Annotated in this window: 12 protein-coding genes, 1 tRNA gene, 1 pseudogene and 1 other annotated feature; of the genes and pseudogenes, 11 read left to right on the top strand and 3 right to left on the bottom strand. The window is 47.3% G+C overall.

Features of this window, described 5'->3' with window-relative positions; genetic code table 11:
- The first annotated feature begins 16 nt into the window (after positions 1-16).
- Both QUA56_RS21260 and QUA56_RS21255 read left to right on the top strand, forming a co-directional pair.
- On the top strand, positions 17-4963 hold the full coding sequence (locus tag QUA56_RS21260; RefSeq protein WP_333361196.1) for an amino acid adenylation domain-containing protein: 4947 nt from the start codon (positions 17-19) through the stop codon (positions 4961-4963).
- 37 nt (positions 4964-5000) lie between these two features.
- Complete coding sequence (locus tag QUA56_RS21255) at positions 5001-9050, top strand: amino acid adenylation domain-containing protein (protein WP_333361194.1); 4050 nt, start codon at positions 5001-5003, stop codon at positions 9048-9050.
- 32 nt (positions 9051-9082) lie between these two features.
- Here the strand turns inward: QUA56_RS21255 and QUA56_RS21250 are convergent, their stop codons facing one another.
- Positions 9083-10501 carry an inorganic phosphate transporter gene (locus QUA56_RS21250; RefSeq protein WP_333361192.1) on the bottom strand — a complete coding sequence of 473 codons (1419 nt, stop codon included), beginning with the start codon at positions 10499-10501 and terminating at the stop codon, positions 9083-9085.
- Positions 10502-10567: 66 nt separating this feature from the next.
- Between QUA56_RS21250 and rplS the strand changes: the two genes are divergently transcribed.
- The 9 genes from rplS to rplL all read left to right on the top strand — a co-directional run bounded on the left by rplS (position 10568) and on the right by rplL (position 15191).
- Positions 10568-10951, top strand: coding sequence for a 50S ribosomal protein L19 (rplS, locus tag QUA56_RS21245; protein ID WP_333361191.1), 384 nt, complete (start codon positions 10568-10570; stop codon positions 10949-10951).
- Positions 10952-11085: 134 nt separating this feature from the next.
- Positions 11086-11158 (top strand) — tRNA-Trp (locus QUA56_RS21240).
- Positions 11129-11338, top strand: a complete 210-nt coding sequence (locus tag QUA56_RS21235; protein ID WP_333361189.1) for a hypothetical protein — start codon at positions 11129-11131, stop codon at positions 11336-11338. Before QUA56_RS21240 ends, QUA56_RS21235 begins: the two co-directional genes overlap by 30 nt.
- 151 nt (positions 11339-11489) lie before the next feature.
- Complete coding sequence (gene secE, locus QUA56_RS21230; protein ID WP_333361187.1) at positions 11490-11723, top strand: preprotein translocase subunit SecE; 234 nt, start codon at positions 11490-11492, stop codon at positions 11721-11723.
- A complete protein-coding gene (gene nusG / locus QUA56_RS21225; protein WP_332953948.1) occupies positions 11720-12358 on the top strand; it encodes a transcription termination/antitermination protein NusG in 639 nt (212 codons plus the stop codon). Before secE ends, nusG begins: the two co-directional genes overlap by 4 nt.
- 3 nt (positions 12359-12361) lie before the next feature.
- Positions 12362-12787, top strand: coding sequence for a 50S ribosomal protein L11 (gene rplK, locus QUA56_RS21220; protein ID WP_333361185.1), 426 nt, complete (start codon positions 12362-12364; stop codon positions 12785-12787).
- Between the two features lie 242 nt (positions 12788-13029).
- Positions 13030-13743 carry a 50S ribosomal protein L1 gene (gene rplA, locus QUA56_RS21215; RefSeq protein WP_333185418.1) on the top strand — a complete coding sequence of 238 codons (714 nt, stop codon included), beginning with the start codon at positions 13030-13032 and terminating at the stop codon, positions 13741-13743.
- A gap of 109 nt (positions 13744-13852) precedes the next feature.
- Positions 13853-14025, top strand: a sequence feature (ribosomal protein L10 leader region).
- A 29-nt stretch (positions 14026-14054) separates the two neighbouring features.
- Positions 14055-14663 carry a 50S ribosomal protein L10 gene (gene rplJ, locus QUA56_RS21210; RefSeq protein ID WP_333361182.1) on the top strand — a complete coding sequence of 203 codons (609 nt, stop codon included), beginning with the start codon at positions 14055-14057 and terminating at the stop codon, positions 14661-14663.
- Positions 14664-14801: 138 nt separating this feature from the next.
- Positions 14802-15191: a 50S ribosomal protein L7/L12 gene (rplL, locus tag QUA56_RS21205; protein ID WP_333361180.1), complete on the top strand. Its 390-nt coding sequence runs from the start codon at positions 14802-14804 to the stop codon at positions 15189-15191.
- A gap of 302 nt (positions 15192-15493) precedes the next feature.
- Here the strand turns inward: rplL and crtD are convergent, their stop codons facing one another.
- Together crtD and QUA56_RS21195 are read right to left on the bottom strand one after the other, a co-directional pair.
- Complete coding sequence (crtD, locus tag QUA56_RS21200; RefSeq protein ID WP_333361178.1) at positions 15494-17110, bottom strand: C-3',4' desaturase CrtD; 1617 nt, start codon at positions 17108-17110, stop codon at positions 15494-15496.
- 179 nt (positions 17111-17289) lie between these two features.
- A pseudogene (locus tag QUA56_RS21195) lies at positions 17290-17988 on the bottom strand (CopG family transcriptional regulator); the annotation flags it as partial.

The raw sequence follows: 17988 nt of genomic DNA, 5'->3' as shown, positions 1-17988 counted from the left end.
GATAGGATGACTCAAAATGCCCGAGCCAAAAATATCGAGCTCATCGCCAAATGCCAGAGATTCTGTCACGGTAGAGTTAGTTGAGTTTTTATCTTACCTTCGCAGTCTAGATATTAATGTTTTTGTTGAGGGCGAGATCCTGCGGTGCAACGCTCCCGAAGGAATTATTACACCCGAACTGCGCGCCGAAATTTCTCATAAAAAAGCCGAAATTATTTCATTTTTAAAAGCAGCTAATCGTACTTATAGTTTCACTCCTACACCGATTGTTCCTATGGGGCGGGACGGAAATCTACCGCTTTCCTTTGCACAGCAGCGCTTGTGGTTTCTCGACCAATTAGTCCCGAACAATCCCTTCTATAATGTTCCCGCAGCATTGCGTTTGACAGGTTCTCTCAATTTTTCGGCGCTGCAACAAACCTTCAATGAAATTGTGCGCCGCCACGAAGCTTTACGCACGACTTTAGCAGTAGTTTCGAGCCAACCTGTTCAGAGAATAGCTGCTGCTTTCCACCTCCCGATTAATGTAGTGGACTTGCGAAACTTGCCAAAGGAATCTCGACAAACTGAAGCAAACAGGCTCACCGCTGAGGAAGCTCAACGCTCTTTCAATTTGTCCAATGACTTGTTGCTGCGAGTCACATTATTGCAGTTAGATGATGCCGAATATTTACTAATGCTGAATATGCACCACATTGTCTCCGATGGTTGGTCTATCGGAGTGCTAATTCAGGAATTAGGCGCACTTTACACGGCATTTGCTAGCGAAAAACCTTCGCCTTTACCGGCTTTGTCGATCCAGTACGCTGATTTTGCAAAATGGCAGCGCGAATGGCTGCAAGGGGAAGTTTTAGAAACGCAGCTTGCTTACTGGCGGCAGCAGTTAAACGGCATTTCTATGCTAAATTTGCCTGCGGATCGACCCAGGCCAGCAATTCAAAGTTACCGAGGCAAAAGGCAATTTTTGCAACTGCCAAAACAACTGAGCGAGGCTTTAGAAACTTTGAGCCAGCGCGAAGGAGTGACGCTGTTTATGACAATGCTGGCAGCTTTTAAAACGTTGCTTTACCATTACGCGCAGCAAGAAGATATTGTTGTAGGTTCGCCGATCGCCAATCGCAACCGCAGTGAAATTGAAGCACTGATCGGTTTTTTTGTCAACAGTTTGGTGCTGCGTACAGATTTGTCGGGAAATCCAACTTTTCGGGAACTTTTAAACCGAGTCAAAGAGGTAGCATTAGGAGCTTACGCTCACCAAGATTTGCCGTTTGAGAAGTTAGTAGAAGAACTGCACCCCGATCGCGCGTTGAACCAAAATCCCTTATTTCAGGTGGCGTTTGCGCTGCAAAACGCGCCGGGGAATCGGTTAGAATTGCCAGAATTAACACTCAGCCCGCAGCAGTTGGATGTGGGTACAGCGCGGTTTGATTTGGAGTTTCATTTGTGGGATCGATCGCCCAACAGCTCGGGAAGCAACCAATCGCCCAGCAACAAGCTGTGGGTTGATAGCTCCGAAGGCATCAGCGGCATGGTTATTTACAGCGCCGATTTATTTGATGAAGCTACGATTACCCGCCTGATCGGGCATTTTCAAACTCTGTTAGAAAGCATTGTGACAAATCCCGAACAGCGAATCGCAAATTTGCAATATTTGAGCGCCCAAGAGCGCTATCATTTGTTAGTTGAATGCAACAATACTCAGGCAGATTATCCGCAAGATTTGTGCATCCATCAGCTATTTGAAATGCAGGCAGATCGGACACCGGATGCGGTGGCGCTGGTATTTGGAGAGGAGCGAGTCACCTATCGAGAGCTAAATCTCCGCAGCAACCAACTAGCACGTTATCTGCAAAAAATGGGGGTTGGGGCGGAAGTTTTAGTCGGGCTTTGCTGCGGGCGATCGCTCGATCTGATTGTGGGGATGTTGGGTATCCTGAAAGCGGGAGGAGCTTACTTAATTTTAGATCCGAGCTATCCTGCTGAGCGATCGAGCTTTATGCTAAAAGATGCTCAAGTGTCAGTATTGCTTACCCGCCAGGGAATAAATTCCCTGTCTAATAGCGAAAGTCGTCTAAAGACGACTGAAGGAGGACAAGTTTCCAGTCGGCTTCAGCCGACTTCAGCTATGAGCCAGGGAATTTATTCCCTGGTGGATGATGGCGAAGTGCAAAATTTAGAAACACAGTCAGACGATAAAATTGACCATCCAAGGGTTGTTTTTCTAGACACAGACTGGGAGATGATTTCCCAAGAAATCGCCGACAATCCCACCAGCGCAGTCACAGCCGAAAATCTGGTTTACGCGATTTACACCTCCGGCTCCACGGGAAAGCCGAAAGGAGTTGAAATTGAGCACGGGAGCTTGTTAAATCTCGTTTTTTGGCATCAAAGAGAGTTTGGGGTGTCAGCGGGCGATCGGGCCACGCAAATTGCAGCGATCGGCTTTGATGCTTGCGGGTGGGAAATTTGGCCTTATCTCGCCGCGGGAGCTAGCATCTACTTTCCAGAAGATGACATCAGGCGAGATCCTGAAAAACTGCAAAACTGGTTAGTATCAAAAGCCATTACAATTAGCTTTTTACCAACACCTTTAGCCGAGAAAGTTTTGCTATTAGATTGGCCTCAAACAACAGCGTTGCGAATCTTGCTCGCAGGCGGCGAAAAACTGCAAAAACATCCTTTAAAATCCCATCCATTTAAGCTAGTAAATAATTACGGCCCAACCGAAAACACAGTCGTCACAACTTCCGGTTATATTCCTGTAACAGAGCAAACAGACATCGCCCCGACAATTGGCCGCCCCATTGCGAACACTCAAATCTACATATTAGACAAATATTTGCAGCCGGTGGCGATCGGCGTTGTTGGCGAATTGTACATCGGCGGAAACGGACTCGCTCGCGGCTACCTCAACCGCCCAGATTTAACCGCACAAAGCTTTATTGTCAATCCTTTTAAACCAAATTCAGGAGAGCACATTTACAAAACCGGCGACTTAGTGCGCTACAGAGGCGATCGCAACCTTGAATTTTTGGGACGCATTGACGAACAAGTAAAAATTCGCGGTTTCCGCATCGAATTAGGAGAAATCGAGACAGTATTAACTCAACATCCGGCGGTGCAGCAAACTGTAGCAATAGCTTCCGAAGATGGACAGGGAGATAAACGTTTAGTAGCTTATATTGCCCTGAATTCTGAATATAGCGTTGCCCGCGAAAAAAACCAAATAATGCAATTGCAGGACGAACAGGTCTTGCAGTGGCAAATGCTCTACAATGAAACTTACGATCGACCTGCTGTTGAGTCAGATCCAACATTTAATATTGTCGGCTGGAATAGCAGTTATACTAATCAGCCAATCCCAGCGGAACAGGTGCGCGACTGGGCGAACAATCAAGCAGCCCAAATTTTAGCTTTGCAGCCTAGCCGAGTGTTAGAAATTGGCTGCGGCACAGGTTTGTTGCTGTTCCAAATTGCGCCTCGCTGCACTCAATATTGCGGAACAGACTTTTCACCTATTTCGCTCAACTATATTCGGCAGCACTTGGCAAATCAACAGTTAGCTAATGTAACGCTGCTTCAGAAAATGGCGACAGACTTTGAAGGAGTAGAGACAGCAGATTTTGACGCAGTAATTCTCAACTCTGTCGTGCAATATTTCCCGAATATCGACTACCTCGTGCAGGTGCTAGAAGGTGCGGTGAAAGCAACTGCTCCCGGCGGCTTTATATTCATCGGAGATGTCCGCAGCTTGCCGTTGCTGGCAGCTTTTCACGCTTCGGTACAACTGTATCAAGCCGAACCTTCTCTCGCCGGCGAACAGTTGCAGCAGCGAGTACAAATGCAAATTTTTCAAGAAACAGAGTTAGTTATTGAACCAGAGTTTTTTAGCGCATTAAAACACCGCTTTCCGCAGATTGGCGGCGTAGAGATTCAATTAATTCGCGGTAGTGATCGCAATGAGTTAACTGATTTTCGGTACAATGCTATTCTGCATATTGCGTCTGAAACAGCACGCCCAAAATCATCGCCAAAAGGGGAGGGACGCGCCGAAAAACGGCTGGATTGGTCGGCTGAAAATCAGAATCTGACTGTTACCAAGGTGCAACAAATATTATTGCACAATCAAATCGATGTTTTAAGAATTGCTAATGTGCCTAATGCGCGGGTAACGGCAGCAGTTAAGGCGGCAGAGTTGCTGTCTGTTGTCGATAAATTTCCAACAGCAGGTCAGTTGCAGAAAGCTGTGGAAAAAGTCGATAATTTAGGAGTATATCCAGAAGATTGGTATGCTTTACAAGCTCCGTATAATGTTAATATTAGTTGGTCTAATTCCGACAGTCAAGGGCGCTACGATGTAGTGTTTGCACGGGGCGAAACCAGAGATTTTGTGCCAGAAACCAGAAGCGATCGCTTGCGTCCTTGGCGCTCTTATGCTAACAATCCCTTACAAGCTAAAGCAGCGCGGAAATTAGTGCCGCAGTTGCAGGCTTATCTAGCAGAAAAACTGCCGGAATATATGGTTCCCTCGGCTTTTGTGGTGCTGGAGTCGCTACCGGTGACGGCTAACGGAAAGGTCGATCGCCTCGCTTTGCCTGCACCGGAGCCAATTAAGTTAGAATGGGCTGGCAGTTATGTTGCGCCTCATACTTCTATTGAAGAAGTTTTAGTGAAAATTTGGGCTGAGGTTTTGGGGATAAAGCGAGTGGGTATCCGGGACAATTTCTTTGAATTGGGAGGCCATTCGCTGCTGGCGACTCAGCTTGTTTCTAGAGTGCGAGATACTTTCGCGATAGAGTTGCCTTTGCGCCGGGTTTTTGAAGCACCGACAATTGCAGAATTATCTAAGATTGTGGAAAATTTAAAAGATAAGAATGCTAAAAGTGAAGTTCCGGCTTTAGTGGCGATTTCGCGCGATAGTCGGCGGAGAAAGCTATCATCTTTTAATCAAGAAAGTAAATAAAAATTAGGGCGGTAGAACTGGTGCAATTTCGATAAATATGCAGCAAGAAACAGAAGTTTTCGTCTTCCCCGCATCATTTGCTCAGCAGCGGCTTTGGTTCCTCAATCAATTAGCACCGGACAATCCTTTCTATAATGTCTCAACTGCGCTCCGCTTAACAGGTTCCCTCAACTTAAGATCCTTAGAGCAAACCTTCAACGAAATTGTGCAGCGGCACGAAACTTTACGCACCACATTTACGCTTTTGGAAGGGGAACTCGTACAAATTATTGCTCCCATTCTCACCGTATCCCTCCCCACAATCGACTTACAAAATCTCTCGCCAACTCAGCAGGAAACCGCAGCGCTGCAACTCGCAACCGATGCAGCGCAATGCCCTTTCGATTTAGCCGCCGGGCCGTTATTCAAAGTAACGCTGCTACAACTCAGTGAAACAGAACATATATTGTTGCTGAATTTACATCATATTGTGGCTGATGGTTGGTCGATTGGAGTGCTAATTCGAGAGCTGGGAACGCTCTACACAGCATTTGTAAAAAATGGGCGATCGCACTTACCAGCACTGCCCGTGCAGTACGCCGACTTTGCAGAATGGCAGCACCAATGGTTGCAGGGCGAAGTATTAGAAACCCAGTTAGCTTATTGGCGGCAGCAGTTAAATGGAATTACCGCACTCAATCTACCAACAGACAGGCAAAGACCGGCGGTTTCATCCTACCGAGGTGCAAAACAATTTATAATACTATCACCTGCTTTGAGCGAGCAGCTAAAGTCATTGAGCCAGCAAGAAAGCGCGACTTTATTTATCACTCTACTAGCCGCTTTTCAAACTTTGCTGTACCGCTATACAGGACAAGTAGATATTGCAGTAGGAACGCCGATCGCCAATCGCAACCTGAGCGAAATAGAAGCATTAATCGGTTTTTTTGTCAACAGTTTGGTGCTGCGTGCAGATTTATCAGGAAATCCAACTTTTCGGGAACTATTGCATCGGGTAAAAAACGTCGCAATGGCAGCCTACGCCCACCAAGATTTGCCCTTCGAGAAGTTGGTTGAGGAATTGCAGCCCGATCGCGAGTTGAGCCGCAACCCCCTATTTCAAGTTAGTTTCAGCCTGCAAAACACTCCTGTAGCAGCGCTAGAATTGCCGGGAATCGCTTCCGAGGCGATCGACTTTGACGCGGGAACCGCCAAGCTCGATTTAGAGTGCCACTTGTGGGAAAATGCAGGAAGTATTCAAGGGCAATTTGTCTACAGCACAGATTTATTTGATAGCGCCACAATTGCGCGCATGGCGGGACATTTCCAAACGCTGCTCGAAGCCATTGTTGCTAATCCCAAACAGCACCTCAGCGACTTGGCTTTGCTGACAGCGCCAGAATACCAGCAATTATTAATTGATTGGAATGACACTCAGAGAGATTATCCGCAAAACCAGTGTTTCCATCAGCTATTTGAAGAGCAAGTCGCGCGATCACCCCATGCTGTCGCCGCCGTCTTTGAAAACCAGCAGTTAACCTACCGCCAACTCAACAGCAAAGCCAACCAACTTGCACGTTACTTGCAGCAATTGGGAGCAGCACCAGAAGTTTTAGTGGGCCTTTGTGTAGAACGTTCCTTAGATGCGATCGTCGGATTGCTAGGCATTATCAAAGCAGGCGCAGCCTACCTGCCTTTAGATCCAACTTATCCTCAAGAGCGCCTTAACTTCATGTTAGAAGATGCTCAGGTGTCGATTTTGGTAACTCAGCAGCACTTAGCCCAAAACTTGACGCAGCCGGAAAATTACGGAGTTTTTTCAGTAGTTTGTTTGGACTCCAACAGAGAAATTATCGCCCGACAAAGCCCAGAAAATCTAACTACAAATATCCTACCAGAAAACCTAGCCTACGTCATTTACACATCTGGTTCAACCGGAAAACCCAAAGGCGTTTTAATCGAACATCGGGGACTCTACAACTTAGCCATAGCTCAAATAGAAGCTTTTAACTTAAACTCAAATCACCGCATTTTGCAATTCGCCTCCCTGAGTTTTGATGCCTCAATCTTTGAGATTGTCATGGCCTTGGGAAGCGGAGCAACACTTTACTGTGCCCAGAAAGAATCTTTGTTGCCAGGACAAACATTAATCCAATTTTTGCAGGACAATGCTATTACCCACGCTACCCTCCCGCCCTCCCTGCTAGCTGTCCTTCCAAACGCCGAACTTCCCGCACTGCAAACAATCATCTGTGCTGGCGAATCCTGTTCCCCGGATATTGTTAAACGCTGGGCTTCTGGGCGCAGATTTTTTAACGCTTACGGCCCTACAGAAGCGACAGTCTGGTCAAGTTTAGCCGAAATTGGCGAGTGCAAAAAACCGCCAATCGGCCGCCCAATTCCCAACACTCAACTCTATATTTTAGATAAAAATTTACAGCCTGTACCCGTTGGAATTCCCGGTGAATTGTACATCGGCGGCAGCGGATTGGCGCGAGGCTACCTGAACCGCCCCGAATTAACCGCCCAGCGATTTATTCCTAATCCCTTTAGCCCGAAAGCAGGAGAACGAATTTATAAAAGTGGTGACTTAGCTCGCTATTTTCCCGACGGCAATATTGAGTTTTTAGGCCGCACTGACGAACAGGTAAAAATTCGCGGTTATCGAATAGAATTGGGAGAAATTGAAGCGCTGCTGGTTCAGCATCCAGCAGTCAAAGAAACAGCGGCGGTTGCTGAAGAGGATTTGTCTGGCAACAAACGCCTAGTTGCTTATGTCGTCCCCAATCACAATCAGACGCTTAATCCCGGGGAAATACGCAATTTCCTCAAACAACAACTCCCCAATTACATGATTCCCAATGCCTTTGTGGCGATGGATTTTCTGCCCCTAACTCCCAATGGCAAAATTGACCGCCTGCGCCTACCTGCACCGGGCAATCTAATTAGCAATTCAATAGATCTAAGCTGCATTGCACCTCGCACGCCAACCGAATCAACCCTCGCCAAAATTTGGTCAGAAATCCTGAATGCCGAACTCGTTGGTATTCACGACAACTTCTTCGATTTGGGTGGAGATTCCCTGCTGGCAATCCGCCTAATCAATGAGATCAACCAGCAATTTCAGCGCGAGTTGCCGCTGTCTGCTCTTTTTTTAAATCCGACAATTGAAGGTTTAGCAGATTCGCTATCTTCAGAAACAAATTCTCTGGAATGGTCGCCTTTAGTTGCAATTAAGCCTCGCGGTAAAAATACCCCGTTCTTCTGCGTCCATCCCATCTTTGGCGTCGTGTTTCCTTATGTCGAGTTAGCATTTCAGCTAGGAAAAAATCAACCGTTTTACGGGCTGCAACCAAAGGGTATTGACGGCGAAAGTTCTCCGTTAACTAGCATAAAAGACATGGCGGCTGACTACATCGCAGCCTTGCGTACAGTTCAACCAAAAGGGCCTTATTTTTTAGGAGGCTGGTCTTTTGGAGGTTTGGTTGCTTTTGAGATGGCTCAACAGTTGCTTGCAGCGGGGGATGAAGTGGCTTTACTTGCTGTGCTGGATAGTTTAGCGCCGGTTTCTGCTAACAAACCTTCTTTTTGGGACGGTTGCAAGTTTATTCTGACTACTGTTTCGCGCTCTATCTGGCCTTTTGTAGTAGATTATTTTCGCTTGGTGGCTGCTGCGGAAAATGTTCAAAGTGGCGGTATTGCTGCGCGATTTCCGAAATTAAATAAGATGCTTAATTTGGCCGCTAATTTTTTGCATCGCTGGAATTGGAAACAGGCCGTTATGGTTAGCATCTTATCTCGGGAGTCAAAAGAAAGAAGCTGGCGCGAGCTGGCAATTCCCTCGATGTTTACTGTATTTCAGGCTAACAGTCAAGCAACTCTCGGCTATGTACCGAAAATTTATCCGCAGCGAATTACTCTGTTTAGATCGACGGAACAGCTAAGCACGAGCCATCAAGATCCGACTCTTGGCTGGAGCGAATTAACCACCCAAAAAGTAGAGGTAATTAGAGTTCCAGGAAATCATCTTACTATGTTGAGAAAGCCCTGTGTTGAGGTGCTGGCCAGACAGCTAAACCTTTGCTTGAAACAGAAATTAAGTGATTGAGCGGCCGTTGGGCGCGATCGATCGAATTGCGTTCATCTGGCTAAAATCCATTGGGCGATGCTGAAAATGCTAGCACCCAAAGCGGCTGCGATCGGAATTGTCACCAGCCAAGCCGAACCAATTGACAGCAAAGTTTTCCAGCGTACTGTTTTCCAAGCTTTGATCAGTCCGACTCCGACAACTGCACCGACTAAAGCGTGGGATGTGGAAACTGGCAAACCGAAGCGGGATGCTAGCAAGACTGTGGTGGCTGTGGCTAATTCCGCGCAAAATCCGCCGCTTGGTTGGAGTTCGATGATCTTTTCGCCGACTGTGGCTATTACATTTTTGCCCCAGATGGCTAAACCGATGACTATTCCTGCGCCTCCGACGACTAAAATCCACAGGGGGACGCTGAAATCGTCTGAGGGAAAGGAACCTGTGCGCCGGATGTAGGCGATCGCAGCTAGGGGAGCAACTGCATTTCCTACGTCGTTGGAACCGTGGGAAAATGCTACAAAACAGGCGCTCAAGACTTGAAATCTCGCCATTTGTTGCTCGATGAGAGAGTGGCCCAGTTTCGGAGTTTCGGAGGGGGGGAGAGTGGGAGGGGGGGAGAGTGGGAGAGTGGGAGAGTTTGTGTTTGTACTTCTTCCTTCTTCCTTCTTCCTTCTTCCTTCTTCCTTCTTCCTTCTTTCTTCTTCCTTCTCAACTGATTCTAATTTTTTCCAGCTATTGAGTGTGAGGCCGATCGCCCCAATACTCCCGATGCCAATGACAATATCGTGAATGGGAAGATTCCAGCCCAGTCGATCGTACACAAAGGCGATCGCCCCTGTCTGCACCAAAGCGACATCGACAACAGACGGCAGTACAATTATGCCAAATACGCTCAGCATTCCTGCACTCAGCCAAGGTATCCACTCGCGCAGTTGAAATAGAGGATCTGGCCGATCGAGAATCCAATACTTCACCCCACTGTAAAATAGCGCGGCTAAAGCACCGCTGGCGATCGGTGTCGCCACCCAAGTTAGGGAGATGGTGCCGATGGTTCGCCAATCAACTGCATTAATTCCGGCTGCAACACAGCTAAAACCCGCGATCGCGCCCACCACTGCATGAGATGAAGAAACCGGCAAACCTCGACTGGTAGCGATTTGCAGCCAGATCCCGCAAGCTATCAGCACTGACACCATCCCGATTAAAAATACTTGCGGTTTGGCCGCAAACACTTCTGCATTCACAACTCCTGTTGCGAGAGTTTCGGAAACTCCTTGCCCGAACAGCACTGCGCCGGAAAATTCCAGTATGCCTGCAACAATTATTGCCTGCCACAGCGTTAGGGCCTTCGAGCCTACGGATGTCCCCATCGAGTTAGCGACATCGTTTGCCCCCAAGTTGGCGGCGACGTAGAATGCCAGTGCAGCCATCGCGCCCAATTGCAGAAATACGACCCCAGAGGTATCTAACATAAAATTTTTTGACATAAAACGGGCATTTCGATATATGATAAGGGATTGTGAGTTTTGGTAAATCCCATGAAAGGCGCAGAAATAATCCGTTCGATCGAGACGGCAGAAATAAATAGAGTCAAGCAAGAACTTAATAAACAACTCCCCGAAATTTACGTGGGCGACACAGTTCGAGTCGGCGTGAAAATTAAAGAGGGCAGCAAAGAACGGGTTCAGCCCTACGAAGGGACTGTGATTGCCATGCGTAACGGCGGGATTAATGAAACAATCACCGTCCGCCGGGTGTTTCAGGGCGTCGGAGTGGAACGGGTGTTTTTGATTCACTCGCCCCGCATAGCCACCGTCCAAGTGATGCGCCGCGGGAAAGTCCGCAGAGCAAAACTGTACTACCTGCGCGATCGGGTGGGCAAAGCTACCCGCGTCAAACAGCGGTTCGATCGCTCCCTGTAGGAATGCACCCAGCTTCCTATTGGGAAATGGTTCATGGGAAATTGAGAAATTTCAAAAAAAAGTTTCCCATTTACGAGCGCACTGTGTTAAAATAGCAATCTAGAGGTTAAGCGAATTTCAGCAACCTCACCTGTGCGCTCTTAGTTCAGTTGGTAGAACGCAGGTCTCCAAAACCTGATGTCGGGGGTTCAAGTCCTCCAGGGCGCGCTGAATCACCAAACTTTAAATTCTGCCCGAAAGCGCCCGGATTATTGGCTGGCAACAGTCAAAACCGCAAACTTTCGGGTAGAATTAGTTTTTGTGGGCGGTTCGCAAAAAATGCCATCAACAAATGCTCGGTGTGGCTTTTCGATCGTCGGTTTCGGCGATCGGCTGTTACACAGTTGATAGGTTGGGCTTGTAAAAAAGTGGTGGCTTTGGATTTGAGATTTAGGACTTGGGCGTAAGTGGTTAGTGTCAAAAAATCTGAGAGCCGCGAGCCACTCACACCATCTAAAATCTAAAATCTAAAATCTAAAATCGCAAGGGGGATTCAATCGTGGCGAAAAAAGACGAAGCTCAAGAAAGTCAAGAAATAACGGCGTCTGGGTTTAACCCTACGGGTTTTTTTAAGGAAACGAAAGAAGAACTCGACAAAGTGGTTTGGCCGAGCCGGCAGCAGCTAATCAGCGAGTCTTTGGCCGTGCTTTTGATGGTAATCCTCTCAGCAAGTCTGATCTATTTTGTGGATAATTTCTTTAACTGGGGCGCGGGAAAGGTGTTTGGGCCATGACTTTTGCATCAGAAGAATCTGAGTATTCCACAGAAGCGACGGGACAGGCAGCATCGCCAGATGTGCCGGAGATTGATGCTCGCTGGTATGCTGTTCAAGTTGCCTCTGGCTGCGAAAAGCGGGTGAAGGCAAACTTGCAGCAGCGGATTCAAACTTTGGATGTTGCCGATCGCATCGTTCAAGTCGAAATTCCGCAAACTCCGGCAATCAAAGTCGGCAAAGACGGTTCCAGGCGGCAGTCAGATGAAAAAATCTTTCCCGGCTACGTACTCATCCGTATGTTTATGGACGAGGATACGTGGCAGGTGATCAAGAATACCCCGAATGTAATTAATTTTGTCGGGGCAGAGCAGAAACGCCGCTACGGGCGCGGCAGGGGTCACGTCAAACCGCTACCTCTGAGTCATTCGGAAGTAGAACGGATCTTCAGAAACGCTCAGGAATCAGAACCAGTTGTCAAAGTATCGATGTCTGCTGGAGACCACGTTGTGGTACTTTCCGGGCCATTTAAGGATTTTGAAGGTGATGTGATTGAAGTTAGCCCGGAACGAAACAAGCTCAAAGTTTTACTCTCGATTTTTGGGCGCGATACGCCTGTAGAATTGGAGTTCAATCAGGTTCAGAAACAGAACTAACTAATGGCAAAGAAAGTTGTTGCAGTAATTAAGTTGGCGATTACGGCGGGAAAAGCCAACCCAGCTCCTCCGATCGGCCCAGCCCTGGGTCAGCACGGCGTCAATATTATGATGTTTTGCAAGGAGTACAATGCTAGAACCGCAGACCAAGCAGGTCTGGTGGTTCCGGTAGAAATTTCGGTTTTTGAAGACCGCAGTTTTACGTTTATTCTCAAAACTCCGCCGGCGTCGGTTTTGATTCAAAAAGCCGCTGGCATTGCTAAGGGTTCGGGAGAACCTAACCGCAAGCAAGTAGGGTCGATTACACAGGCTCAGTTACGAGAAATCGCTGAAACCAAAATGCCTGACCTCAATGCTAATGATGTTGACGCTGCAATGAAAATTGTGGCAGGAACGGCTAAAAATATGGGCGTGGCGATCGCGGATTAAAGTCAGTTGATAGTTGGCAGTTGTCAGTTGATAGTTGATAGTTGGCAGTTGTCAGTAATTCCTGATTGTGAAGGTAAAATCTTCAATCCAAAATCCAAAATCCAAAATCGATCGATTCAGGGGGAGAAGCAAAGCTTCGCTAAGAATCGAACCGAACAAATTTTAGAGATCGGATTGGCTGATAAGTTCAATCTAAAATCTAAAATCTAAAATCTAAAATCGACTGACCCCAGGAGATAACAATGGCAAAGAAAGTATCCCGAAGACTGCAAGAACTTCAAAAGAAAGTTGAAGAGAGACCTTACCTACCGCTGGAAGCTCTGCAACTTTTGAAAGAAACAGCAACCGCTAAGTTTGGCGAATCTGCTGAAGCTCACATCCGTTTGGGAATTGACCCGAAATATACTGACCAGCAGTTGCGGACAACTGTATCGCTACCAAAAGGCACTGGTCAAGTAGTCAGAATTGCGGTGATTGCTAAGGGCGAAAAAGTTAAAGAAGCTCTGAATGCCGGCGCGGATATTGCTGGTTCTGAAGAGTTGATCGATGAAATTCAGAAGGGCATGATGGACTTCGATTGCCTGATTGCTACCCCAGACGTGATGCCGTTGGTGGCAAAATTGGGCCGGTTGTTGGGCCCGCGCGGTTTGATGCCTTCTCCGAAAGGCGGCACGGTGACGACTGACATTGCTCAGGCGATCAACGAGTTTAAAGGTGGTAAACTAGAATTCCGTGCCGATCGAACTGGCATCGTTCATGTTATGTTTGGCAAGGCAGCTTTCTCAGCGGAAGATTTGCTGGTCAACCTTCATGCTTTGCAAGAAACTGTTGACCGCAACCGTCCTTCTGGTGCTAAAGGTCGCTACTGGCGCAGTTTGTACGTATCCGCAACAATGGGCCCGTCGATCGAAGTCGATATCAGTGCTCTGCGCGATACCAAACTTGATGCTGCGTAGAAAGAATTAAGCAGAAGGCAGAAGGTAAAAGACAGCTTCGGCTGTCTGTGTAAATCTCTGACAAGACTTACGCCAGACCCTTGCTAATGTCTGCCTTCTGATGATAGCCTAATCAAAAATCAATAAGCTGAAGACCGCAGGTGCCGATCGCTTAATTTCCTGCCGAGGCTGAAGAAATAAAAACTCAAGACTCAAAGATTAGAAATTTTCTATTTTTAATTCTGACTTGTTAATTTTTAATTCTCTGCCCCGGCTCGAAGGTCGGGGTTTTTGACGGGCAGTTTTCGATCCTAAAAGGAGGTGAAATAAGTATGGGCAAAACTTTAGCAGTAAAAAATGAGATTATTGCAGACCTCAAGCAAACCTTGAGCGAATCTCAACTGGCGATCGTGATTGATTACACGGGCTTAACTGTTGGTGAAATCACAGATTTGCGGCGGCGTTTGCGTCCGAAAGGCAGCAGTTGCCAAGTGGCAAAAAACACGCTGATGCGAATTGCGGTTGAAGGCAACGAAACCTGGCAGCCGATACAGGAATTACTGACGGGTACGTCGGCGTTTCTGTTCGTGCAAGAAGATATTGGCGGCGCGATTAAAGCTTACCAAGAATTCCAAAAAGTCTCTAAGAAGACTGAACTTCGCGGCGGCGTGATGGAAGGACGGGTACTGAAAGAAGCTGATGTTAAAGCATTAGCCGATCTGCCGTCGAAAGAACAACTCATGGCTCAAATTGCTGGCGCTATCAACGGTGTCGCAACCAAGTTGGCTGTGGGTATCAATCAAGTTCCTACTTCGATCGCTCGCGGTCTTAAAGCTTATGCTGAAAAAGACGGCGGTTCAGCAGAAGTAGCAGCAGAAGCACAACCAGAAGCAGAACCAGAAGCGCAACCAGAAGCAGAAGCAGAAAGCGCATCTGTGTAAGTCATTAGTAATTAGTCATTAGTCCTCAGTCATTAGTATTTAGCAATAGATAGAAAACTGGAGACAAAAAACTAATGATGAATGACCAAATCTCAAATCCCAAATCCCAAATCTACAATCGAACTAGGAGTTCAAAAAATGTCTACTGCAACTGACGAAATCTTGGATAAACTTAAGTCTCTGACTTTGCTCGAAGCTTCTGAATTGGTCAAGCAAATTGAAGAAGCTTTCGGCGTCAGCGCTGCTGCTCCTGTAGGCGGCATGATGATGATGGGGGGCGGCGCTGCGGCCCCTGCTGAAGAAGTAGAAGTACAAACTGAGTTCAGCGTGATTCTTGAAGAAGTTCCTGCTGACAAGAAAATCGCAATTCTGAAGGAAGTCCGGGCGATTACCGGTCTGGGTCTGAAGGAAGCGAAAGATTTGGTAGAAGCCGCACCGAAGGCAGTTAAGGAAGCTATTGCTAAGGAAGCTGCTGAAGAACTGAAGAAACAGCTTGAAGCTGTGGGCGCAAAGATTTCTATCAAGTAGTTAGAGAATGTAGTTGATATCAATTCCGGCGAAACCGGAATGATGGTTGACTGTTGACTGTTGACTGTTGACTGTTCCCTAAATTTAATCGCGCGATAGTTACATCTCTCGCGCGATTAATTATTTTTTGCGTAGGGAAACGGCATTGCCGTGTCCTCTTAGGATCGTGGATTAAATAACTTCCGTAGGTTGGGCCCGTGGCACGAACCCTCCGTTTCACTCCGCCCAACAATCAAGCGTGGGGTTGGGTTTCGTTTCTCAACCCAACCTACAAAAAATGCAAGTTATTTAATTCTCATTCCTTAGATTTTAGAGGCGGCTTCCATTTGCCGCACTACTGTTAAAGCAGAATAGGAAACGCCGGCCGTTCCTTCTCCGGGATGGGTGGAGTCGCCCACTAACCACAAGTTTTTAATTGGTGTGCGGTTGGCAAATCCGAAGGGGCCGAAGGTTGGTATTCGCTGCCCGATACCACCCACAACGCCTCTATCTCTCGCTGTGTAGCGGGCAAAGGTGCGGGGTGTCGCGGCTTCTTGATGTACGATCGCCCCTGCTGTTAAATTGAAATATTCGCTCAAACGGGCGATCGCCCCTACCGTATATTTTTGCTTCAACCCTTCATAATCCGTACAATTCCACCACATTCGAGTATCGGTAAATGAGGAAGCTATCACCGTCGCCATACCTTTTGGTGCTCGGCCATCACCCGGATGGCTGACAGAAACAAATAATGAATTATTCTCCCCAATCTCGCCTTCGTAATCGTAGAGAAACTGAAGGTGGGGCGGACAATTTTCTGGAATGGCGCTTTCATTCACTCCCAAATATATGACAAATGCACCGGATGCGGGCGGCAATTTATCGACTCGATATTTGTAGCCTGCCATTTGATTTGGGAGTGGGTTTTTTGTCTCTGAACTGTCTGATTTAACGGATAAATTATCTGTTAAATTACCGAAAATAGGCTCCCTTGACATCAATTTTACTAGATTTTGCGCGGTCACGTTGGCAACAATGCGATCGGCAGTTTCTGTCCAAACTTCGCCTGTTTTTTGATTGCGAATCACTGTACCGGTTGCTTTGCCGTTTGCTGTGACAATACTTTCAACTGTGTGACGGAGTAAGACTTTGCCGCCGTAGAGTTCGATCGCGCTTACGAGTCGATCGCTCAACACCTGCATACTTCCTTGTAAATGATACAATCCCTGCGGCTCTTGGGAAACTCCTAAAGCCGTCGCCGCGTACAGCAACGCCGTTTCTTCAGTATCGACTTGAGAATACAATTTTAACTGCAAATCCAGAAAAGTTTTCAAGCGCAAATTGTCCCCCAACCCGCACAAGCGCAAAGCATCACCCACCGTCATAAAAGTGAAAGGCAAAGTAATTAAAGTATCGGGGCGAACTGCTTGAATTAATTGCCAGAAATCCCAGAAGTTTCTGGGCGGTAAAACTGGATCGCGCCCTTGAAAGTTCCAGCTAGCTTTGAACAATGCAGATAATAATTGCCAAAAAGGTTCGCTTCCGGGAAACTGCCGCTGCCTTTCTTTCTGCCACTTTTGCGGATCTCGCCACACGCTAATCGGCGCGGTTTCTCCCGGCAAAAACACCGCACAAGCGGGATCGCAGGGTGTGGCTGCGGGGAGTTCTATGTCTAATTCTGAAAAAATTCGGTGGTGAATGCCTCCGGGTTCCAATCCTGCAACCTGCGTGGCGCCGACATCGAAGGTAAAGCCTTTGCGCTTGAAGGTGGAAGCGCATCCGCCGGGGACGATCGCCTGGTCTAAGACTAGCACTTTGTATCCTCTGCGGGCTAGCAGGGCGGCTGCTGTGATCCCGCCGATTCCGCCTCCAATTACCGTGACGCGGCCCTTAGTGTCTGCTGGACTGGGTTTGCCAAAAGGGGTGCGATCGGCTGTCATAATTTATTTATTGTAATATTTCTTAATATTATGCTCATATTTTGCAATAAAAAGCTCTTGTAGCGACAGGTTGAAATCTATCGCTACAAGAGGAAGGAGTCCTAGTTTAGAGGACGTTTTAGGGGTAAAGTGCTCCGGGCGCACCCGGAGCGTTAGACAGTGCCGTGCTGATGAGAGAATCAGGAACGGCGCCACTTGTTGAGATAAGCTTCGCCAATCCCAGCCACAGCCTGCATTTGACCTAGCTGTTCCCGTAAAGCTTTGATGGTTCTTAGCTGTTCTTGAGACTGTTGCTGCAAAGCCTCGTAATTTCGCTGTTTCGAGGCACTCTGGCTCAATTGATTTTCCAGAGATTGCAACTTGGTCAGTTGAAGTTGGAAGTCGCCGATCGCACTTGACTTTTCTGCTAACTGGTGCTGCAAAGATTCGTAACTCGACTGCGACACGGTTTGCTGCAATTGCTGTGCCAAATTTTGCTTTTCGGTAGCTAATTGCTGCTGCAAAGATTCGATCGAACTTTCTCTTTCTGCTAACTGGTGCTGCAAAGATTCGTAACTTGACTTCGATACGGTTTGCTGCAACTCTGTTGGCAATTGATCTTCGAGATTTTGCTTTTCGGTAGCTAACTGCTGCTGCAAAGATTCCAGAGCACTCGACTTTTCTGATAGTTGCTGCTGAAACTCGTGTTCCCGGTGTTCTGTTTCGGCTAATTGCTGCTGCAAAGAAGCGATCGAACTTTCGCATTCGCTCAACTGCTGCTGCAAACTTTCGTAACTTGACTTCGGTACAGTTTCCTGCAATTGGCTTTCTAAATTTTGCTTTTCGGTAGCTAATTGCTGCTGCAAAGAAGCGATCGAACTTTCGCGTTCGCTCAACTG

The organism is Microcoleus sp. N3A4 (assembly GCF_036701805.1).
In the GTDB taxonomy this organism is placed as follows: domain Bacteria; phylum Cyanobacteriota; class Cyanobacteriia; order Cyanobacteriales; family Microcoleaceae; genus Microcoleus.
This window is presented reverse-complemented; position numbering and strand designations above follow the sequence as displayed.